Source organism: Vibrio lamellibrachiae (assembly GCF_050337265.1).
GTDB lineage: Bacteria > Pseudomonadota > Gammaproteobacteria > Enterobacterales > Vibrionaceae > Vibrio > Vibrio kyushuensis.
The window spans coordinates 251940-273401 of record NZ_JAKJSU010000010.1 but is presented as its reverse complement, the minus strand read 5'-3'; the positions used below and the strand labels follow the sequence as shown (position 1 = coordinate 273401).

General features: G+C 38.1%; 19 protein-coding genes and 1 pseudogene. 18 read left to right on the top strand and 2 right to left on the bottom strand.

The features are described 5' to 3' along the window. Positions 1-83: 83 nt before the first annotated feature. The 16 genes and pseudogenes from L4C54_RS18055 to L4C54_RS17980 all read left to right on the top strand — a co-directional run bounded on the left by L4C54_RS18055 (position 84) and on the right by L4C54_RS17980 (position 17259). Positions 84-1061 carry a hypothetical protein gene (locus tag L4C54_RS18055; RefSeq protein ID WP_428809236.1) on the top strand — a complete coding sequence of 326 codons (978 nt, stop codon included), beginning with the start codon at positions 84-86 and terminating at the stop codon, positions 1059-1061. A 110-nt stretch (positions 1062-1171) separates the two neighbouring features. Continuing rightward, complete coding sequence (locus tag L4C54_RS18050; protein ID WP_428809235.1) at positions 1172-1954, top strand: Wzz/FepE/Etk N-terminal domain-containing protein; 783 nt, start codon at positions 1172-1174, stop codon at positions 1952-1954. 415 nt (positions 1955-2369) lie between these two features. After that, entirely contained in the window at positions 2370-3671 is a 1302-nt protein-coding gene (locus tag L4C54_RS18045) for a lipopolysaccharide biosynthesis protein (protein WP_428809234.1), read from the top strand. Beyond that, entirely contained in the window at positions 3652-4491 is an 840-nt protein-coding gene (locus tag L4C54_RS18040; RefSeq protein WP_428809233.1) for a sulfotransferase family protein, read from the top strand. Before L4C54_RS18045 ends, L4C54_RS18040 begins: the two co-directional genes overlap by 20 nt. Beyond that, positions 4488-5321, top strand: coding sequence for a glycosyltransferase family protein (locus tag L4C54_RS18035; RefSeq protein WP_428809232.1), 834 nt, complete (start codon positions 4488-4490; stop codon positions 5319-5321). The genes L4C54_RS18040 and L4C54_RS18035 overlap by 4 nt, the downstream gene beginning before the upstream one ends. A 1035-nt stretch (positions 5322-6356) precedes the next feature. Further along, positions 6357-7523 carry a nucleotide sugar dehydrogenase gene (locus tag L4C54_RS18030; RefSeq protein ID WP_428809269.1) on the top strand — a complete coding sequence of 389 codons (1167 nt, stop codon included), beginning with the start codon at positions 6357-6359 and terminating at the stop codon, positions 7521-7523. A gap of 214 nt (positions 7524-7737) precedes the next feature. Next, the gene (locus L4C54_RS18025; protein WP_428809231.1) at positions 7738-8460 is read left to right on the top strand and encodes an FkbM family methyltransferase; all 723 of its coding nucleotides are present in this window, start codon (positions 7738-7740) and stop codon (positions 8458-8460) included. Between the two features lie 305 nt (positions 8461-8765). Further along, positions 8766-9101 (top strand): annotated as a pseudogene (locus L4C54_RS18020) (transposase family protein); the annotation flags it as partial. Between the two features lie 793 nt (positions 9102-9894). Further along, a complete protein-coding gene (locus L4C54_RS18015) occupies positions 9895-10026 on the top strand; it encodes a hypothetical protein (RefSeq protein ID WP_428809230.1) in 132 nt (43 codons plus the stop codon). Positions 10027-10105: 79 nt separating this feature from the next. Beyond that, positions 10106-10261 (top strand): hypothetical protein, encoded by a 156-nt coding sequence (locus L4C54_RS18010; RefSeq protein WP_428809229.1) that lies wholly within the window; start codon positions 10106-10108, stop codon positions 10259-10261. A gap of 215 nt (positions 10262-10476) precedes the next feature. After that, the gene (locus L4C54_RS18005) at positions 10477-11643 is read left to right on the top strand and encodes a nucleotide sugar dehydrogenase (protein ID WP_428809228.1); all 1167 of its coding nucleotides are present in this window, start codon (positions 10477-10479) and stop codon (positions 11641-11643) included. Positions 11644-11654: 11 nt separating this feature from the next. Continuing rightward, positions 11655-12656 carry an NAD-dependent epimerase gene (locus L4C54_RS18000; protein WP_428809227.1) on the top strand — a complete coding sequence of 334 codons (1002 nt, stop codon included), beginning with the start codon at positions 11655-11657 and terminating at the stop codon, positions 12654-12656. A 69-nt stretch (positions 12657-12725) separates the two neighbouring features. Next, a complete protein-coding gene (locus L4C54_RS17995) occupies positions 12726-13607 on the top strand; it encodes a hypothetical protein (protein ID WP_428809226.1) in 882 nt (293 codons plus the stop codon). 163 nt (positions 13608-13770) lie between these two features. Further along, positions 13771-14697: an NAD-dependent epimerase/dehydratase family protein gene (locus tag L4C54_RS17990; RefSeq protein WP_428809225.1), complete on the top strand. Its 927-nt coding sequence runs from the start codon at positions 13771-13773 to the stop codon at positions 14695-14697. Continuing rightward, positions 14697-15245 carry a sugar transferase gene (locus L4C54_RS17985; protein WP_428809224.1) on the top strand — a complete coding sequence of 183 codons (549 nt, stop codon included), beginning with the start codon at positions 14697-14699 and terminating at the stop codon, positions 15243-15245. The genes L4C54_RS17990 and L4C54_RS17985 overlap by 1 nt, the downstream gene beginning before the upstream one ends. Positions 15246-15327: 82 nt before the next feature. Next, positions 15328-17259 carry a polysaccharide biosynthesis protein gene (locus L4C54_RS17980; RefSeq protein WP_428809223.1) on the top strand — a complete coding sequence of 644 codons (1932 nt, stop codon included), beginning with the start codon at positions 15328-15330 and terminating at the stop codon, positions 17257-17259. Positions 17260-17334: 75 nt separating this feature from the next. Here L4C54_RS17980 and pssA read toward each other — a convergent pair whose 3' ends face one another. Both pssA and L4C54_RS17970 read right to left on the bottom strand, forming a co-directional pair. Continuing rightward, positions 17335-18675 carry a CDP-diacylglycerol--serine O-phosphatidyltransferase gene (gene pssA, locus L4C54_RS17975; RefSeq protein WP_428809222.1) on the bottom strand — a complete coding sequence of 447 codons (1341 nt, stop codon included), beginning with the start codon at positions 18673-18675 and terminating at the stop codon, positions 17335-17337. Between the two features lie 147 nt (positions 18676-18822). Beyond that, positions 18823-19284 carry a GNAT family N-acetyltransferase gene (locus L4C54_RS17970; RefSeq protein WP_428809221.1) on the bottom strand — a complete coding sequence of 154 codons (462 nt, stop codon included), beginning with the start codon at positions 19282-19284 and terminating at the stop codon, positions 18823-18825. A gap of 64 nt (positions 19285-19348) precedes the next feature. Here L4C54_RS17970 and murB point away from each other — a divergent pair, with 64 nt between their 5' ends. Further along, positions 19349-20437 (top strand): UDP-N-acetylmuramate dehydrogenase, encoded by a 1089-nt coding sequence (gene murB / locus L4C54_RS17965; RefSeq protein WP_428809220.1) that lies wholly within the window; start codon positions 19349-19351, stop codon positions 20435-20437. Then, positions 20434-21435: a bifunctional biotin--[acetyl-CoA-carboxylase] ligase/biotin operon repressor BirA gene (gene birA / locus L4C54_RS17960; RefSeq protein WP_428809219.1), complete on the top strand. Its 1002-nt coding sequence runs from the start codon at positions 20434-20436 to the stop codon at positions 21433-21435. Before murB ends, birA begins: the two co-directional genes overlap by 4 nt. The last annotated feature ends 27 nt before the right edge of the window (positions 21436-21462 follow it).

Sequence of the window (21462 nt, the reverse complement as noted above, 5' to 3'; positions counted from 1 at the left end):
TCTCCAATATTAATATTTTGTCTTTATTAAGGCCTCGGTTAATTAAAGATAATATCAGAAACACCGAGTGTCGGAGTCAAATTATGAAGCCTAATATTAAAAATAGTTGTCCTTATAAAATACAGTGGTTGATTATTTCTTTTCTAATATCATTTATTTATTCTGGTGTTCTGTCATCATTACCTGTCGATGTATTTTATGATCGGATCAATTATTTATATTATGCTGAGAAATCATATATAATTTTTCTACACAACATGGAAAGTGGTCTTCTCAGAACATTTTTTAATGAACCCATTTGGCTTTTGTTAAATACCGCTCTAGCCTCGATTCTTTCACCGGAGTCAGTAATACGGGTGTATATATTTATATCATGTTTTTTGTTGTCTTTTAGTCTTTGTTATGCCAATCGAAAACACTTTTTCTTTGTTATGTTTGCTTTATTATTCCCATTGTTGATAAAGAATTATATTGTACATTTGAGACAGGGCGTTGCAATGTCTATATTTTCATTGGGTTACTTCTCTAAAAATCTAAAGGTTAAAGCCAGTTTAATTTCTTTAACTCCTTTTATTCATGTTAGTTTTTTTATAATAATAGGTGTTATGGCTTTAGGCAATATGGTGAGATTTAAAGGAATTTCCCCTGGAGTTAAAGCGCTGATTGGTTTTATTATATTGTTAGTTATTGCTATTTTACTTCCCTATATAGCATCTCTTCTCGGAGCTAGGCAAGGGGAAAGAGCTGCCCGATTGTCAATGAATGTTAGTGGAGTAGGTTTCTTTTTTTGGATGACTATTTTGTTGGTGTTTCTTCTTAGTGGAAGAGATGCAATATTAAAGTCATTAAGCGCTATATTTATTTTATTTCTTTATCTATCTCTATACTTTATAAGTCCTTTCTCTGGTCGTGTGTTAGAGAGTGGGCTTATAATTGTTCTATTTTCAATTACACTACTAGGAGTCAGAAGTAGGTATACTATGTATCTACTTCTGGCATTTTGGTCCTTAGCAATGTGGTTGCCTAGAATTAGTCAAGATTATATGGGCTGGGGGCTCTAGAAAGTAATGAATTCCCAATTGCACAACAGAGCTCTATGTGCCTTGTCAATTAACACAACACAACACAACACAACACAACACAACACAATATTTACATTCTAGGAGATATTTTGAACAAACAGAAGCAACAGCCAACTCACGGGAAGTCTTACTCTTCTATAGAAGCCGATAATGAGATAGACCTTCGAGAGTTGTTTAGAACTTTATGGGCAGGTAAGTTTGTAATAATTACTGCTACTGTCCTATTTGCATTAGGAGCCTTAGCTTTAACTTATACGAAATCAAGTGTTTACCAAGTAGAGGCTAAGCTATTTTTACACAATGACCCATATGGATTGGCTGAAGGGGGCGGACTAGTTTCTGGTGCTTATGTTATCCAAGAAGCTAATGAAATGTTTCTCTCCATTACTACCGAGTCATTTCATAAAGATATTCTAAATGCTTCAGGAGACGATAATAAAAATATTTTTGATGGGATTAATTTTTCTAGACATAATAAATCTGGAGTGATTAGTTTGTTAAAGCGATCTGCTATATCTAATGATGCATTTGATGGCATCAAGGTATTCAGCGACAATGTCAACCAATCTCTGAAGAAACGAGAATTGGAGCAGGTTTTGGCTACTTTGTTCAAAAATTCGGAACTATTAGAAAATAAATCTGGCCGAGTAAAAGAAATATTAGAAGAAAAGCAAGCTCAATTACTCTACAAAAAAGCATACCTTGAAATACCAAGCTCGCAACTAGTTAGTATTATCAAACCACCTAAGTTACCGACTTCACCTATTCAATCAAATAATTTGAAATTTGTTTTTCTTGGTGCAGCTTTGGGGGCTGGACTAGCAGTTATGATACTTCTGTTACGCTTTTCTTTTAGAGATGAATCGGATTGATTATTTCAAAGTAAAGTATGTGGTTTCTATTATAAACCTTCAATTACTATTTAATATAGTACAGTTTCTTTAGAAGGTTTATTTGTGGTGGCTACGTAAGGTATTCAAAATACGTTACGTATGTGCATTCAAATTAGCATCAATCGTGTAGTGAGTCTATGAACTGCTGATATTTACTTTATAGCATGAATTTATAACCATAGTTAAAGTAGAGGATAAGTTGTGTATAGCTAACGTCCATTTTAAGTTTTGACTATATGGTAATAAAAAGTAAGTGATATAGCTCTTGAATGTTCATATTCTGACGGGTGGCTGCTTTACAACTCTGGCCTGTTGTCTATTCAAATTATTATTGTTATAACAGGTTCAGGTAATAAAGGAGAGCCGGATGGTTTTTTTTTGAGGGAAATAAGGTGTGAAGGCATTTATTAAAAACGGATTGTTACAGGCCTTTTGTACTAAAGCTATTACTTCCCTATCTTCAGTTGTTTTAGTGTTTTTAATTAACAGCGTCTATTCATTGGAAGATGTTGGTAGGTACGCAGTGTTTCAAAGTGTACTTCTATGTTACGCGCTGATAGCTAGGTTTGGTATTAATAACACTATTATGTTTTATATTGGAGTAGGGTATGGCAAATTTAAAGCATCTCCTGTTATTTATGAAGGCATGAAGTATACTTTATCGATTTGTTTTTGTTTGTCATTGTTACTTTTTTATATTTCTACAATTTTCAATTTTTTCAAACTCAATCAGAATTTTGTTGTACTCATATGTTTACTAGGGCCAATTCTTTCTTTTTGTTACATCTTTGCAGGTGCTTTAAGAGGGTTGAGGCGACCATCCTTGGCTATTTTAATGGAATCTGGCGGCGTATCATTGTTAATGATATTGATTTTATGGCTCACTCTACAATCTAATTTGAAGCTAGGAGTAGAAGAGCTCTATAAATGGGCATTATATACTACAGTTGCTATAGGGTTGGCGAGTGTAATCTATTGCACTTTTGTGAATGATCGATTATTAAATGATAAATGTCACTTAAACAGAAGAAAGTTTATTAGTAAGTCGAGTTCGTTCTTTATTATATCTATATCCGGTTTTCTACAAAATTCTTCAATATTTTTAATTGGCAGTTACTTCCTTGAAGTAAGTGATATTGGTACTTTGAAATTATTGCATCAACTGACGTTGATCTTTAGTTTTGTTTTAGTTGTATCTAATACTGTTATCCCGCCGCGCTTAGCGAAACTATATTCAGAAGATAAGCTAGAGAGTTTTGAAAGGCTTATAAGACTTGGAGCTAGCGTAGGTTTTTTAACATCAGTTTTAATTTTATCGTTCGTTTTAGTTTTCCATAATGTAATTTTCAATTTCCTTTCCATTCCTATAAATAGTACAGTGATAAAATCATTTTTGATTTTATCAATAGCACAAGTAATAAATGTTTCTACAGGGTGTGTGAATTTTGCGCTAACAATGTCAGGTAAGGAAAAGGTAGCGAGGAATATTGTTGTTATTACTTCAACTATCGGTATTTTAATATATACTATTTTAATATCAAACTTTGGTTTGCCGGGAGCTATGTTTGGCGTGGCAATAATGGTCATTCTTCAAAACTTACTTATGGTTGTATATGTGAGATATAGAATGAAAATAAGAACCACACCTTCATTATCCGTAATTAACTGGTTTTACAATGAAAAATTCAAAAGTTAACTTCTTCCATATTGGCCCTCAAAAGACAGCGACCACTTGGCTCTATAATTGTTTGAAAGAGCACCCAGAAGTATCGGTAGCAAGTAGGGACGCGATACAATTTTTTGATATAAACTATCATTTAGGTGAAGATTGGTTCGAGAGTAAATTTCCTGAAACTACCGGTATTAAAGTAGAAACTAGTCCTTCTTATATCCGGTCGAGATTATCTCTAGAGAGGATTAAACATTATAATAACGATGCTAAAATTATTTTTTGTATAAGGAATCCAGTCGAAAGAATGTTATCTCATTTCTGGCACGAGAAAAAGAAAAATAGTTTTAGCTACGAATTACAAGATGTATTTAATAACTATGATTTGTTTAGTTCTTGGATAGAACCATCGTTTTATGCGCAGAAATATGAATTGTTGATTGATATCTTTGGTAAAGAAAACATCTTAGTACAAGTGTACGATGACCTAGTGAAATCACCAGAGGATTACATTAAAGATACTTATGAATTTCTCGGTGTAATAGATTCTAGTTTCTCACCGCAACTTTTAAATAGAAAAGTGAATCAGGCTACTGTGAAAAAAAGTAAATCTAGGTTGTTTTTTATTGATATTTTCACAAAAATTGGAGTCATTGATACTTTATTGAAGGTCAAAGCAAACATTTTTGGTTTACAAACCACAAAGGGAATTAAGACAGAAGAACTGATTGATAAATTAAGTAAGGATGACCTTGATAGAATAAAATCTATTACAAGGTTTGATGTGGAGAAATTAAGCTCCCTGATACAGAGGGACTTAACTTTTCTATGGGGCTATCATAAATGAAGCTACTTTTTATTACATTGAGCTCTGACGAGAATGAGCTAGATGAATGTATTGAAGTAGTGTCTAAAACTATCGAAAAATATCAATATTTAGTTCATATCGAACACTTGATATTTAGAGGCTTAGGAAGGCATGAAGCCGACACTAAAGTATATAATACTATTATGGAAAATAGGGCTGAATATGACTATTTTGTTAAGCTTGATGCTGATATGAAATTCAATGATGACTTTATTATTAAGCTTGATGGTTATCTTAAAAAAAATCCAGACATATCTCATTTAGTCATTCCAGTTTTTGATTATCTTTCCCAACACTCTATCATTGGCTTACACATATTTAATAATAATGCTCATTGGCCAAGTTTGGAGACAAAAAGTCGTATTAGGGTCGATCCTGATCCAGTACTTCTCTGTGGTAGAAAAGTTATAGATAATGTATTTTTTGTAGATGATATTATCCATTGTTATAACCCTTCTGAAACTCAAGCGATGTATTACGGAATGCACAGAGGAATGAAGTTTTTCGGAGAAAATCGAACTATACGAAAGTTAAGCGGAGCATATTTACAGTTTCAGTTGGCAGAACGAGTTCGGAACAATTTTGTCAGGGATAGTAACTCGCTTAGACGTGCATTTATGGTTGGTTTTTATCAATCCTCTCTAAAAAGCACTAATGATGTTTTAGACATTATTGGCAGGAAGAAGGATTTTAATGAAGTTAGATTCGACGAAGAAAGATTCTTGAGTTTTCTTAATGATCAGTCATTTTGGTTTAGAGAAAAACTAATTATGAGGGTTGTTATCTTTATTAGTAAAGTTTGGAGGTGATAATATTGATCCTCTATTTTCATCGTATAATTGAAGAACGTAACGGAACCGTTGGTGACAATGATGATATCACAATTTCAGAGTTTTCAAATCTAATTTCTATATTGAAAGGACGGGGCTATACAATCCTTTCTCTCCCTGAATATCTTGAAAGCACTAGTGTCAATAAAGTTTCGATTACATTTGACGATAATGACTTTTCTATAAGGAAGTACAGTAGCGAATTGAAGGCAATGTCATTCCCATTTACTTTGTTTTGTTCAATATATTCATTGGATAATTCTAATAATGTGAGTGAGACAAAAATGAAGGTTAAATCAGCTTTATTGAGAGTTGCTTATAAACAATTAGGAGTAGTTGGTCGATATCTATATTTATATTATATTCGTAGATTTGGAATCTATGATAGAGCATTGTCATGGAAGGACCTGAGATACTTGAAGTTAGAGCATGGTACTAATATAAGTATTTGTTCTCATGGTTGCAATCATATTAAACATAGTTATTTGAACTTATTCTCTGTATTGTTTGATGTTTATGTGTCTTATTCAAGGTTTAAAAGTAATGTTCCTGAGTTTGTTTGTTATTACGCCTATCCATATGGCTATAGTGACTCATTTTCTAGGTTGGTTTTGTCTGTTTCCCCATATAATTATGCTTTTACAACATCAAGGAAACCAATGGGGCGGTATGGATATAGTCGAGTGAATGGATATGATTTTTATAAGAGTTGCTAGATTTTTATTTTTTCATGCCTAGAGTGTATATTATGGCTATTGTTGTTAGGATGTTGATGCTTATATTCTTAAGTAATGTTAAAGTTGGCTTTTAGTAATTATTGGTTTAGTGAAGTATTTAGTAAGACGTGTTTCAAAGTTTATAGCGATTGGCTCCGGAGACGCTATTGAGTAATAACCTTTGACCCTCTGTCAAAGGCATTGCTAATAATGAGATGGAAAGCTAACCTCAACATTGTTATGTTGGGTCATTCAAAATAAAGTCGTATATTGGCTTAGTATGGGAAAGACAGTAGTAATGAAAATAGCTATAGTAGGCACAGGTTATGTGGGGCTATCTAACGCTATGTTGTTAGCACAGAATCACAAAGTAGTTGCGTTAGATATAGTCGCTGACAAAGTAGAAATGCTTAATAATAAGCTATCTCCAATAGTCGATGCAGAAATTTCAGAGTTTTTGAAAAACGAAAAGTTAGAGTTCTGTGCAACTTTAGATAGGGAATATGCATATAAGAATGCTTCATATATTATTGTAGCAACCCCTACGAATTACGATCCACTGACTAATTATTTTGACACGAGTTCTGTCGAGGCGGTTATTAAAGATGTGATGTCGATTAACCCAAATGCAGTTATTGTAATAAAATCTACGGTACCCGTGGGATACACTAAGAAAATTCGGAAAAACCTTAAGTGTAATAACGTTATTTTCTCTCCTGAGTTTTTGCGTGAAGGGCGTGCTTTGTACGATAATTTGTACCCATCACGCATTGTCGTTGGAGAGAGGTCTAAGAGAGCAGAAGTATTTGCACGCATGTTACTAGACGGAGCAGAAAAGAGCGAGGTGCCAGTTTTGTACACAGACGCAACGGAAGCTGAAGCTATTAAGTTGTTTTCAAATACTTATCTAGCGCTTCGAGTTGCATACTTTAATGAACTAGACACATATGCTGAAACTCATAATCTTAATGCTCGACAGATTATAGAAGGCGTTAGTCTTGACCCTCGCATAGGTCATCATTATAACAATCCATCTTTTGGTTATGGTGGGTATTGTCTACCAAAAGATACCAAACAGCTTCGGGCTAATTATCAAGATGTACCTAACGAGATTATTGGTGCAATCGTTGATGCAAATCGGACCCGGAAAGATTTTATAGCTGATTCCATTATTAGCCGTAATCCAAAAAGAGTTGGTATTTATCGCCTAATTATGAAAGCTGGGTCAGATAATTTCCGTGCTTCTAGCATTCAGGGTGTTATGAAGAGAATTAAAGCAAAGGGTATTGAAGTTGTGCTTTATGAGCCTGCTTTGAAAGATGAAGAGTTCTTCAACTCTAAAGTTATACGCGATCTAAACGAATTCAAACTATCTTGTGATGTTATTGTATCAAATCGAATGATAGACGAGATTTATGATGTTAAAGATAAGGTGTATACTAGAGATTTGTTTGGAAATGATTAGTTAGCTCAACGATAAACAATAGCCACAAAGAAAATGAATCACATAGTAAATATGCAAGTTCAATATGCATCTTAGGTTGTTCTTGGCAACCGAAGGAGTGTGAAATTAGTTGGAACTTGGACTGTATTAATCTGATGTTTCTCCTAGTATGACATACTCTGGTTAGCTTAGACTCTCGATTGCTAAAATACATATTAATGGAAGTGGAAATGGAATGAAAAAAATTATTCAATCGGCATTATCGCTAGTGGGATTAGAGCTGCAACGTAGGCCAAGGCGTAGCTTTACAGATCTTCATCATATCGAAACTGGTGGGGAGGGAATAGTTCTTCCACCTGGTTATAATGTAGAGACTATTATTGATGTTGGGGTCGCTGGCGGAACTCCTTGGTTATATGAGCGATTCTCAGATCAGAACCTTATACTCATAGAACCTCTCAACGTTGTAACTGAGCTATCTGATATAATTAAGCATCGGGACTTTGAAATGTACGAGTGTGCTGTTGGGGCTGAAAGTGGCTATATTGAAATAAATTACGACACAACGCGTCCCTCACTCTCTTCAATAAATGAGCGGTCACAACTTACAAAGCGACCTAGACACAAACTCGAGAAAAAAATAGTCGAGTTGAAAACATTAGATGAAATTGTGTTAAAAACAAAGTTTGGTACTTCTAAACTTGGTCTTAAGATCGACACGGAAGGCTTTGAGCTCGAAGTATTAAAAGGGGCTAGTGATACCTTACAACGGTGTCAATTTGTAGTTTGTGAGGCTTCGATTGAGAAGAGGTTTGAGGAAAGCTATGATTTTTCTGAACTTGTTCTTTTTATGGCGGATAATAATTTTAAGCTAAGTAAAGTCTTGCAGTTTGCAAGGGATAAGAATGGAGTTGTAAGAATGGCAGATGTGCTATTTGAGCCAAAAGCAAAAGTATAATTGATATGCACTTTGTAATTTATTGTATCCGCTAGCAGCCCACCTATAGTAAGTTGCACTTCTCTACTACTAAGCATAATACATGATGTGTTTTCTAAAGTGTATAACTCTCCTTGATGGGAGTTATACTGGTGTTGTAATAGGCTAATAATTTGTTTTTTCAGTTACAACTCTCGCAGCGTTCCAATGCAACCTCATGAAATAAATAATGACTTTGTAGATTATTTCGTTGTTTTTTAATAATTCCGAGTCTATTTCATAGGTAAAATATTAGTGAATTAATGAACCCACTTATCCATTTTTAAATCATTAAAGATTATCGACAAGAAAGTAAAATTGACCATAACCGGTCAGCCGTTATTTTGCTGACAATTTGTGGTGTCTTGTCAGTCATGATGGCCAGGAAGGTGTTGTCGATTTTTGCAATGCTCGCTTGAGCTTCTTAAAGCGATATGGTGCTTTTAAAGCTAGCACTCTACCGGCAGACGCGTTATCCCGAGTTATGGGCAATTGCTCTGCCATAGATGAAAGGTTGCCACAAACTCAAAAATGGAGAAGTCATCGTGAGTTATTGTAATGCTTTGCGTGGGTTATATGGCCGCACAAACGGTAGAGGAGCTATCCATATAATGAATGCCTTTACTCAAGAAATTGACAGGGTAAGATTATGAAAAACCTTGTGGAATAAGTCTTGGCTGAGAGAGTGACTTCTACCACTTTCTACATAGAAGGCACCGAAGTTAAAAATAAGGTATCGGTCGATTTGACGATCAATTCTAGCTGTGATCATATACTGACCTTTACAGTTACAAAACCAGCTATATGAACGGATTAATCCTTTTGGACCATATTTCAGCTATCAAAGGCCACGTCTATCATGGAAAGTAGAACATAAGCTTACCGATATTGTTTTTTCTTACTTTGGCGGTAGCCATTGCAGGTTTCGAGGGTTGGGGAAGCTTCTAAGACTTTGGAGATAATGACCTTTATTGGCTTTAACAATATGCTTTTTTTGAAAGCGAAATCCCGGTCCATGATACGATTACGAGAATCATCAATTTTATCATTTCAAAATGTCTACAATCACGAATAGATGACTGTCATGGGGTGACACAAGGTGCTGTGATAGCAATTGAAGGTTAACGTTATGAGGCACTTGTGACAAGGAAAAACCCAAAGCAGCGATACATATGGTCAGTGCGTTTAGTACTGCGAATTAGCAAGTATTGAGTTAGGTGAAAACTGCTAAAAAATCCAACGAGATTAAAACTATTCCAGCTATCAAAACGCCTAGAGAACCCGGGATATCTTCTTACTATGGGATGCCAGAGAGAGGTTGCTAGGCAAGTAGTAGATAAGGATGCAAGACTACCTTCTTGGAGTGAAAGGTAATCAGGGACGACCATAACAACACATAAGCAATAGGTTCAGTCCGTGCATGATACATTATACATGACTCTGACGGCGACAAGCCTTGTATTCAAGAGCAAGATCATGGTCCTACTGCAAGGTTTTGCTATTGATTGGCCTAAGCTAAAAACTATCGGCAAGGGTAACGTCGATTAGGCAATAAGGCGACAAACCAGCGGAGACATTGAGTATTCGTTACTGTATCAGTTCAGGCGTATTAGGCTCTAAATAGCAGTTGGAAAAATCACGAACACACTGGAGTACTGAAGTTCAAATGCACTGGCGCTTGGATGTTGGTATGAATGAAGATAAGTGCCGAATCCAGCGAGAGTCTGCAGGTGAGCATTTAACAGTGGTCCGTCACATGGCATTAAATATGCTGACAAATTAAAAAACATTTAAGGCAGGGTTAGAAATAAAGCAGCGAAAGGTCAATCGAAATTCGAGCTACCTATCGCTAGCTCTTGCGGGCCAAGGATTTTCGTAATCTAGCCCTAAGCAATGGAAGAAAATTGTCTAAGTAAGGCTCTTATAAGTCTTACGCGATGGTGTTGTTCATTCGGTTTCCCTGTTTTGAATACCAATTATTACTTAAATGGTTTATTTATGAAAATTGCAATTGCAGGTACAGGCTACGTAGGCCTTTCCAATGCTATGTTATTGGCTCAGCACCACGAAGTCGTGGCAGTTGATATCATGGCTGAAAAAGTAAAGATGCTAAATAACAAGCAATCTCCCATTGTTGATAAAGAAATTACCGATTTCCTCACCAATAAATCGCTTAACTTCACCGCTACCTTAGATAAAGAAACAGCATATAAAGAAGCGGAATACGTCATTATCGCAACACCTACCGATTATGATATAAAAACCAACTACTTTAACACATCATCGGTTGAAGCGGTGATTAAAGATGTTATGAGTATCAATCCTAAAGCGGTGATGGTGATTAAATCTACCGTTCCTGTAGGTTATAGCGCGCGGATTAAACAAAAGTTAGGGTGTGAAAATGTTATGTTTTCTCCTGAGTTTTTACGTGAAGGTAAAGCCTTATACGACAATCTGCACCCATCACGTATTGTGGTCGGTGAGCGCTCCGAGCGGGCGACATTGTTTGCGAACCTGTTGTTAGAAGGGGCAGTTAAAAAAGATGTTGAAATCTTATATACTGATTCAACAGAGGCAGAAGCCGTAAAGCTGTTCTCTAATACCTACTTGGCACTTCGTGTCGCTTACTTTAATGAGCTAGACACCTACGCAGAATCTCACGGATTAGATACGCGCCAAATTATCGAAGGTGTATGTTTAGACCCCCGTATTGGTTCTTATTATAATAATCCTTCATTTGGTTATGGCGGTTACTGCTTACCAAAAGATACCAAACAACTGCGTGCTAATTACTCTGATGTTCCTAACAATATTATCGGTGCCATTGTAGACTCGAACACCACACGCAAAGACTTTATTGCCGATTCGATTATTAAAAGAAACCCAACGCGCGTCGGTATTTACCGATTGGTGATGAAGTCTGGTTCTGATAACTTTCGTGCTTCGAGTATTCAAGGTATTATGAAGCGTCTTAAAGCAAAAGGCATTGAAGTTGTGGTGTTTGAACCAGAGTTTAAAGAAAAAGAGTTCTTCCGTTCATTAGTGTTGGCTGATTTTGAGCAGTTTAAGTTAAGCTGTGATGTCATTGTTTCAAACCGCATGGCCCAAGAGTTGGAGGATGTCAAAGACAAAGTATATACGCGCGATTTATTCGGTTCAGATTAAGGATTATAATAATGAAGTATTTGGTAACGGGCGCAGCCGGTTTTATCGGCAGTGCCGTGGTCGAGAAGTTAACCGACAAAGGGCATCAGGTTGTTGGTATCGATAATCTGAATGATTACTACGATGTGGCTTTGAAAGAAGCACGTCTGAATCGTATTCAACATGATAACTTTAAACTGGTTCAGTTAGACATCGCTGCTCGTGATAGTGTTGCTCACTTGTTTGAAACTGAACAGTTTGATCAAGTGATCCACTTAGCAGCGCAAGCAGGCGTTCGCTATTCCATTGAAAACCCGCATGCTTACGCCGATTCAAACTTACTCGGCCACTTAAATATTCTTGAAGGGTGCCGCCATAGTAAGGTGAAGCATTTGGTTTATGCCTCTTCAAGTTCTGTTTATGGGTTGAATGCTAAAACTCCGTTTGCAACGTCAGATTCAGTTGACCACCCTGTATCATTGTATGCCGCAACAAAGAAGTCAAATGAACTTATGGCGCACAGTTATTCTCATCTGTACGATATTCCTACCACAGGCTTACGATTTTTTACTGTGTATGGCTCGTGGGGGCGCCCAGATATGGCGCCGTTTATTTTTACTAAGAAAATTCTCGATGGCGATACTATTGATATCAATAACAATGGTGACATGTGGCGGGATTTTACTCACGTAAATGATATTGTTGAGGGTGTAGTACGTATCGCTGATGTGGTGCCAAATCGTGATAATGATTGGACTGTGGAGGCTGGCTCTCCAGCAACGAGCTCTGCGCCTTATGCGGTATATAACATTGGCCATGGTTCTCCAATCAATTTGATGGATTTTGTAAAAGCTATTGAAGACGAACTCGGTATTGAAGCGAAGAAAAATTTTAGAGAAATGCAGCCAGGCGATGTGTACCAAACCTATGCCGATACACAAGATTTGTTTCAAGCTATTGGTTACAAACCACAAGTAGGCATTAAGTTAGGTGTAAAGGAATTTGTTAGTTGGTTTAAGGGGTATTATACGTAGTCATAACTTCGTCGGCTTTGAATATGTTTAAGGCCTTATTGCAAGTTTTATTTCTAATGAGAGGCTGGGGTGGAGTTTTTTTTACTAAATGATAAAGCTGACTATAATGTTAACTATCGTTCAGGGTTAATGGGTGAACTTGATTCCCGTGGATTAGCGTTTAAGAGTATTGGCTTGCTTGATAGTGCTTTTGGCTTTTTATATTATATTATGTCTCTGATGTTGTTAGACCGATTTTTTATTTCTTCAAATATAAAAAGTAACATTGTATTTATGCTTTTTTTTTGGCGTAAAGGTGTAATTATAATCAATGGGATGGGTAGAAAGAGGACATCCCGTTTATTCAGGCTTTCTATTAATTTACTTTTTAAAATTAATATTAGAAAAAAAATTGTTTTTCAAAACTACGCAGATTATAGATATTTTACATATTTGTCGAAACGTAAATACTATTGGGTCCCCGGCTCGGGCGGTAATGCTAGACGTCTTGGTCAAACTGAAAATATCGTGATCGTTTCAAGGGACAGTAAACTTCCATTGATTGCAAGCTCTATAATCAGTGCGTTCAGTTTAGTTGATGGAAAAAGTAAGGTTGTTTTAGTTGGTTGCTCAAAAGCTGTAGTTCAAGATTACTTCCATGGTGAGCAAGCACTAGGGACTGGCTTCTTACCTCAGAGTGAAATCTTTGGTGGCGGGTATCGCTTTTTTCAACCATCAGGTTACGGTGAAGGTATTCCTCATACATTAGTCGATGCACTTTGTTCTGGTATGCAAATATACATTTATAAACATGACTATATTAAGTTTGGTTTACACCGGCTCGGTTTTAAATATTCTATTGTAGACGGGCTTCTTTTAGAGCTAAGTTATAGTGACCGACACGTAAACTCCCTGAGAGAAAAAGTCGTTAGTTTAAAGTACTTAGAACTGGTTGATGGCTTCAAAGTTTAAGGTTGGGGTTATTGGCGTTGTTATATAGATGATTGTGTTGTCGAATTTTCGTGGTATATATCGGTTGTTAATAAGCAGAACCCCTTTTTTAAGGTCAAGGTTAAGATGACGAAATACTAGTATTTATAGAGCTAGTGTTTGCAATGTATTCAAAGATTAAATTATGAAAATTTTATTAACAGGTAGTAGTGGTTTCGTGGGAAGCCATTTTTATGGTGACGACAACATCAAGCGGATTGTTGTACGTGATGGCGATAGTTGTAAACGCTGGAGATGCGAGAAATATACTATCGATGCAATCAATGGACAAACTGATTGGTCAAGTGCTTTTGACGATATCGACGTTGTTATACATTTGGCAGCACTTGCCCATTCACAAAGCTTTACTCGTGATGATTATAAGAAGGTAAATATTGACGGTGCGTTACACTTAGCGAAACAAGCTGCTTCGGCTGGTGTTAAAAGATTTGTTTTTGTTAGTTCAATAGGTGTCCATGGGCCTGCTAGTTTTGATGCTCCCATAACGGCCAAGAGCCCACTGGTGCCTGACAATAACTACACGCGTTCTAAACTTACTGCTGAAATTGGTTTAAAAGAGCTGTCTCTAGATACTGGGTTGGAAGTTGTTATTGTACGACCAACATTAGTATATGGAGTAAATGCCCCAGGTAATTTTGGGCTACTCACTAAACTCCTTTCTCGAATTTCTGTTTTACCTTTTTATGCTGTGGGTAACAAACGTGATTTTATCTCTGTTGAGAATCTTAAAGATCTCCTTAAGTGTTGCGCTTTACACCCTTGTGCCAGAAATAGAGTTTTTTTAGCGAGTGAAGGGGATACTGTTTCAATTAAAGAGTTTACAAACGCTATCGCGAAAGGCTTAGGTAAAAAACTCTATCAGCTTCCAGTACCTGTAAGCTTAATGAGGCTCGGTGGGAAGTTACTTGGTAAGTCTGCTATGGTTGAACAGTTGGTTGGTAATTTACAGGTGGATTCATCGGACTTGAAAAAAGTGTTAGGTTGGAAGCCTCCATATACGATGGAAGAGTCAATGGCGTTTTTAAGAGAACAAAGTAAAGAGAGAAATTAATGATACGTCTTTTGGATTTTTTAGCATCGTTTTTCGGTTTGTTGTTCTTATGGCCTATATTCCTCATTGTTATCATTATTGGTCTTTTTGATACAGGTTCACCTGTTTTCGTGCAAGAGCGAGTGGGGCGCTATAAGAAGCCATTCAAACTAATTAAGTTTCGTACTATGTCGGTGGAAACTAAATCCGTGGCCAGCCACTTAGCCAGTAATGCTTCCATAACAATAGTCGGTGCTTTTTTGCGTAAAACAAAGATTGATGAACTGCCTCAGCTGATTAACGTGCTAAAGGGTGAAATGAGTTTAGTCGGCCCTCGTCCCAATTTATTTAACCAAGAAGAGTTAATTAAAGAGCGTGATAGTCTAGGGGTATACGATGTTCTACCAGGAATTACTGGTTTAGCTCAGGTGAATAATATAGATATGTCTACTCCTAGTTTATTAGCTGATACAGATCGTCAAATGATTGATACACTTACGATAATAAAATATTTTTCTTATATCATTATGACGGCAACAGGAAGTGGTAGTGGTGATGCAGTTAAGTAGACAGTGCTATATGAGCGCTTATACTGACATTTTCCAATAACGTCAGCACAATACTGGCGTTAGCTTTATTAAGAGAACAATAATGGCTAGGCTTAATTTCCTTTGGGGTTTATCCCGTTTTCATAAGCGATTGATTAGTGTCGTTATAGATATGATGTTCATCATCGCTTCTTTTCATGCAGCGTATTGGACTCGTATTGGTCACATCAAGCCTTTAGACGATGTTTCAACTCAATACGTTGTTCTCGGCACCTTGATAGTGACAATTTTAGTTTATACGAAGCTAGGATTATATAGAGCGGTTCTACGTTATTTGACCTTTCATGCTCTTGCTGTTGTTAGTGTTGGCACTGCGGTTTCAGCTGCTACAGTATCCGTTTTGGCATTTTATTTTGACGCTTCAGTTCCTCGTTCTGTGCCTATTATCTATGGTGCATTCCTATGCTTGTTGAGCGGAGGTTCTAGACTTGTTATTCGTGTGTTGGTTGCAGAAATCGGCAGTAAAGGAAAAAAAAATGTACTAATTTATGGCGCTGGTGCGGCAGGTCGACAATTAGCGTTAGCATTGAGATCATCTGAAACTCATAGAGTTGTAGGTTTTATTGATGAAGATAGTACTTTGGAAAATACTATTATTATGGGGCTAAAGGTCAAGGATATCAGTCGAGCAGGGACTATTGTTGAGAAGCATTGTGTTAGTCAGATACTGCTAGCTGTCCCTAGTGCATCTAGAGCTAGACGAAAAGAGATTTTGAGTGCTCTTGTGCACCTTCCTTCGGAGGTTCTGACAGTTCCTGACATGAAGGATATCGTAGAAGGTAAGGCTCAAATTGATGAGCTCAAAGATGTAGCTATAGACGATCTACTTGGTCGAGACCCTGTTATACCTCAACAGGCATTGATGGAAGCTAATATTAAAAATAAAGTAGTCATGGTTACGGGGGCCGGTGGGTCTATTGGCTCTGAATTATGCCGACAGATTATTAAACTGCAGCCTAGATCATTAGTGCTGTTTGAACTCTCTGAATTTGGGTTATATCAAGTAGATAGAGAGTTAAATCAATTAACTGAAAGTATGGGGCTAGAAGTAGTAATAGTTCCACTACTGGGCTCTGTTCAGCGAATTAATAGATTATCTACTGTTATGAGTAGCTTTAATGTCCAGACTGTCTATCACGCAGCTGCTTACAAGCATGTTCCGTTAGTTGAGTATAATGTTGTGGAGGGCGTCCGCAATAATGTATTTGGCACCTACTACACAGCTAAAGCTGCCATTGAAGCAAGTGTGGAGTCTTTCGTGCTTATCTCTACTGATAAAGCTGTTCGTCCAACGAACGTAATGGGCACTACTAAGCGAGTCGCTGAGCTTGGTCTGCAAGCCTTAGCCAAGCAAGAAAATGCTAAGCAAGGGGGTACTCGATTTTGTATGGTCCGCTTTGGTAACGTTCTTGGATCTTCCGGATCAGTCATACCGCTATTTAAAAAGCAGATAGCCAAAGGTGGGCCAGTAACGGTAACTCACCCTGATATTATCCGTTATTTTATGACCATTCCAGAAGCTGCTCAATTAGTCATTCAAGCTGGTGCGATGGGTAAAGGTGGTGATGTCTTTGTCTTGGATATGGGGGATCCAGTAAAAATTACTGATTTAGCTGAAAACCTTATTCAGCTTTCTGGACTTGAAGTTAAAACAGAAGAAAATCCGTACGGTGATATAGGCATTGAATTTTCGGGCCTTCGTCCAGGAGAGAAGCTGTTTGAAGAACTATTAATTGGTGATAATGTCGGACAAACAGCACATGAGCGAATTATGACAGCGAATGAGCGTTTCTTATCTTTGGAGGACTATAGTCAGCTAATCAACGCATTAGACTCCGCTTGTCATGACTTCGATCATAATAAAATTCGCAAATTACTACTCGACGCACCTACTGACTTTAATCCAACAGATGGGATAGGTGATCTTGTCTGGAAAGCTCAGAATTGTGAGCTAGATGATGAAGTTATTCATTAGGCTATTACTTTGAAGTAGAAAGGCTCCTTTGATAGAAGCCTTTTTGTTTTTTAAGCTTTGGATTTCTGCACTTTCCTACAATATCTGCTTCAAAACCCGATCCGCTTTTACCCTAGTGATCTTGCGAATAAGCTTCTGTACTGGCGCGGGGTAGTGTTCTAACTTTTCTAATTGGCGATACGCGCAAATCATTTCTGTATGCTTTAAAATGTTTTCAACCTCTAGCTCAAACTTTTTAGTCAGATGGTTGTAGTTATCTTGGATCAAAATAGCGTTCTCAAGATCAAGCTTCCACGCTCTTGGGTTAAGGTTATTACCTGTCAGTAACATGTAACGCTTATCGACCCAAATACCTTTTAGGTGGAAGCTGTTGCTATCGTGTTTCCATAGGTGAATAGAGAGCTTACGACTGGCAATATTTGCCTCATTTGCTTTGGCGAACTTGCGTAGATTCATCTCATAAAGATAAGGTAGCCCACCAATGGTTTTGAACGCCTCTTCCGGCGATATATAGAAATCATTGGCCGTTTTGTCGCCGACTATAATCGTTACTTTGACGCCGCGCTTTATCGCTTTTTTAACTTCTTTGGCAACGCTACGTGGGAAGTTAAAGTAAGGCGTGCAGATGAAAATCTCATCTTTCGCAGCTGCAAGTAGTTGGTTCACACTGTTATTTAGTTTGTTGCGACGCTTACCTACGCCAACTAATGGCGTAACTGCGATTTGTTCATTGTTAACAGTCTCTGACTTGAACTGATATTTAGATTGAGCAAGTGATGCTCGCAATTGACGAATATCTGCTTTTATATCTTTGGTGGTTGGTTTTATTTCACACGCAAGATTATTGACCGCAGGGTGATCAATCAGTGAATCGCGAATAAAGCGCACCATGCTGTCAGCCAATGCCGATTGTTTTAGTACATGGTAGCGGTCAAATCGGTAACGGTCTTGATAGTGCAGGTAGATATTATTTAAGCTTGCGCCGCTATAGATTACCTCATCATCAATGATAAAACCTTTGAGGTGCAATACACCAAATACTTCACGGCCACGAACGGGCACGCCGTAAACTGGCACTTTATGCTCATGTTGATCAGCAAATGATTGATACATTGTTGCATTGGTTTCTGACGGCGCTGCCCCAATTAAGCCGCGCTGTGCTCGGTGCCAATCAACACAAACATTCACGTCTAAATCTGGATTCTTTTGCTTTGCTTTATACAGCTCAGATAAGATCTCACGACCGGCTTCATCATCCTCAAGATAAAGAGCTACAAGGTAAATCCGTTTACTTGCCTCCTGAATCGCTTTTATTACGCGAGTTCGGAACTCGTGCGCTGAATAGAGTACATCGAAGTTCTCTGGTTCTAGGGCAAGGGTTGGCAGTTGAGTTAATGGATTCCTGTTCACCATCATGCTGGAGGTATCACCTTAGTCGTTAAAAGCTGGGCTTAGTTTTCCAATAATATTCTTCTGGTAAACGTAATAACCGCTGCGAAAAAATGCAAGAGACGAATATTACCAAACTTCATCGACCCTTTACCAGAAAAGGCGCATGGTTGATTAATTATCAGCCTGAAACTGCATAGGAATGAGACTTCTACCACTATTTACGTATCGCTCGAAAAGGTTTTTGAGGGTGTTGGGTAACTCAGTTGGCTTAATAGTGTGAAATTGATGCTGGCTATAGAAGTGTTCTAGATGCTGATAAGCAAAACAAAAGTCACTGTTTGACAGCTCATGAGCTTGGCAATGGTCAAGCAGCTGATGGCCAACACCTTGGTCACGCCTCTCAGGAATAATTAGCATTCCAGTGAGTAGTCGATACTGCTCGATGCTGCGAAACCGAACCACACCAACCATTGTATGATTGATGGAAGCCGTGATGATTCGCTCATCTTTTTTTGCTTTGCCCGAAGGGTAGTGGGCTTTATACAAGCGAGTTACCAATGGCACTTTAATTGGGTCTAAAACAGCAATTGTCAGTTCTGGCTGCATCTTGTTTGAAATGGGCAACTCACTCATTCTGACCTTCCTCTTATCTAATCATCGTGTTGTCATGTAGAATAACCGAAGTTTAAGTTACCCGATGAATCCCATGCAATCTCTATCTAACGCGAATCTTAGTTCTTATCATACTTTTGGCATTGAGCAGTTGTGTGAGCAGCTAATCGAAGTCTCTTCAATTTTAGAGTTGAAGGAAGCCTATCAATCTGCGCAATGGTCACCTCTACCTAAACTTGTCTTAGGTAAGGGAAGCAACATGCTCTTTACTGAGCGTTTCCAAGGACTCGTTATTATAAATGGTTTGAAGGGTATTGACGTTAATGAGACTCGTAATGACTACTGCTTACATGTGAACGGTGGAGAAGATTGGCCGTCATTGGTGAAATGGAGTGTGGAACAAGGCTATAACGGACTAGAAAACTTAGCATTGATCCCGGGCTGTGCTGGCTCTGCGCCGATTCAAAACATTGGTGCGTACGGTGTTGAATTCAAAGATATCTGTGAATATGTCGATGTACTTTGTTTAGAGAGCCTTGAAGTAAAGCGCTTAACCAATCAAGAATGTCTATTTGGCTATCGAGATTCAATTTTTAAGCATCAGCTTTACCAGAAAGTTATCGTTGTGGCTGTGGGCTTAACGCTAGCGAAACAGTGGAAACCCAATATTGGTTATGGGCCGTTAAAGGCATTCGATGAAGCGACGGTTACCTCCAAGGAGGTCTTTGATTGTGTTTGTCAGGTGCGTTTAGAAAAACTGCCAAATCCTGCTGAAACAGGCAATGCAGGCAGTTTTTTTAAAAACCCAATTATTTCAATATCGACTTTTCAAAGTTTACAGACTCGCTTTCCTAATATTGTTGCTTATCCTGCGATAGATGAAAACGGTCATGAAGGGATGAAGATTGCTGCAGGGTGGCTGATCGACCAATGCGGCTTGAAAGGTACGATGGTTGGTGGTGCGCAAGTACACCCGAATCAAGCGTTGGTTATTGTTAACAAAAATAATGCGACGGCCAATGATGTGGTACTGCTTGCGGCAAAAGTTCGTCAAGCCGTATTGGACAGATACAGCATAGAGCTTGAGCATGAAGTTCGTTTTATGAGTGCGACAGGCGAAACTAATCTGAAAACCATACTGGCTGAAAGAGCTCAAGTGGAGAACGAACAATGAAAGACCACAGTGTAAAATTGACGATTCTCAACATGCTTTCTCAGGGAGGCTTTCATTCCGGGCAAGATCTTGGTGAACAACTAGGTATGTCACGTGCAGCCGTTGGTAAACACATCAAAGGAATCCAAGAGTGGGGCGTGGATGTCTATAGCGTGCAAGGGAAAGGCTATCAGCTTTCTAAGCCGATGCAGCTTTTAGATGAAGCGTTATTAAAATCAAAAGTCGATACACCATTAGATCTTATCCCAATTATCGATTCCACCAATCAATATCTTCTCGATAGAGTGGATCAACTAGAATCAGGATCAGTCTGTATTGCTGAATATCAAGCCAAAGGGCGTGGTCGCCGTGGTCGTGAATGGGTTTCCCCTTTTGGCAGTAATTTGTATCTTTCCATTTACTGGCGCTTAGATGCTGGTATGGCGGCAGCTATGGGCTTAAGCCTCGTGGTGGGTGTTGCGATTGTTGAAGCGTTAGAGAAGCTTGGCATTGATGGTGTAAAGTTAAAATGGCCGAACGATCTCTATTTTCAGGACAAAAAACTTGCGGGCATTTTAGTGGAAATGTCAGGTCAAGCAGGTGCAGCAGCAAACCTTGTGATTGGTATGGGTATCAACCTGAATATGGTTGCCGACAACCAAGAAGATCAGGGAATAACTTCAAACATTACTCAGCCGTGGGTGAGCTTATCTGAAGTGTGTAATACTCTTCCAAACCAATCGTCTATTCGCCGAAATGATTTGGCCGCAACACTGGTCAATACGCTGCATAGCACCTTGGATGATTATGAAATGCGAGGTATGACGGGCTTTGTTGAGCGTTGGAATCGCTTGGATAACTTCTTAGGCCGTAAAGTGAAGCTGATTATGGGTTCGCGAGAGATAGAAGGTATTGCGCAGGGTATTAACGAACAAGGAGCGGTATTGCTTGAAACTGAGCTGGGAATTGAAAGCTTTATTGGGGGAGAGATCTCACTACGCAATAATGAAGCGACTTAATATTTAAAGGTACTAACTGGTATTTAG

What these genes read in the sequence shown, in the direction of transcription:
- birA (WP_428809219.1), top strand. Translation starts at nt 20,434, where the DNA reads ATGAAAGACCACAGTGTAAAATTGACGATTCTCAACATGCTTTCTCAG.
- L4C54_RS17990 (WP_428809225.1), top strand. Translation starts at nt 13,771, where the DNA reads ATGAAAATTTTATTAACAGGTAGTAGTGGTTTCGTGGGAAGCCATTTT.
- L4C54_RS17985 (WP_428809224.1), top strand. Translation starts at nt 14,697, where the DNA reads ATGATACGTCTTTTGGATTTTTTAGCATCGTTTTTCGGTTTGTTGTTC.
- L4C54_RS18005 (WP_428809228.1), top strand. Translation starts at nt 10,477, where the DNA reads ATGAAAATTGCAATTGCAGGTACAGGCTACGTAGGCCTTTCCAATGCT.
- pssA (WP_428809222.1), bottom strand. Translation starts at nt 18,675, where the DNA reads ATGATGGTGAACAGGAATCCATTAACTCAACTGCCAACCCTTGCCCTA.
- L4C54_RS18035 (WP_428809232.1), top strand. Translation starts at nt 4,488, where the DNA reads ATGAAGCTACTTTTTATTACATTGAGCTCTGACGAGAATGAGCTAGAT.
- L4C54_RS17980 (WP_428809223.1), top strand. Translation starts at nt 15,328, where the DNA reads ATGGCTAGGCTTAATTTCCTTTGGGGTTTATCCCGTTTTCATAAGCGA.
- L4C54_RS17970 (WP_428809221.1), bottom strand. Translation starts at nt 19,284, where the DNA reads ATGAGTGAGTTGCCCATTTCAAACAAGATGCAGCCAGAACTGACAATT.
- L4C54_RS18030 (WP_428809269.1), top strand. Translation starts at nt 6,357, where the DNA reads ATGAAAATAGCTATAGTAGGCACAGGTTATGTGGGGCTATCTAACGCT.
- L4C54_RS18055 (WP_428809236.1), top strand. Translation starts at nt 84, where the DNA reads ATGAAGCCTAATATTAAAAATAGTTGTCCTTATAAAATACAGTGGTTG.
- L4C54_RS18000 (WP_428809227.1), top strand. Translation starts at nt 11,655, where the DNA reads ATGAAGTATTTGGTAACGGGCGCAGCCGGTTTTATCGGCAGTGCCGTG.
- L4C54_RS18040 (WP_428809233.1), top strand. Translation starts at nt 3,652, where the DNA reads ATGAAAAATTCAAAAGTTAACTTCTTCCATATTGGCCCTCAAAAGACA.
- L4C54_RS18025 (WP_428809231.1), top strand. Translation starts at nt 7,738, where the DNA reads ATGAAAAAAATTATTCAATCGGCATTATCGCTAGTGGGATTAGAGCTG.
- murB (WP_428809220.1), top strand. Translation starts at nt 19,349, where the DNA reads ATGAATCCCATGCAATCTCTATCTAACGCGAATCTTAGTTCTTATCAT.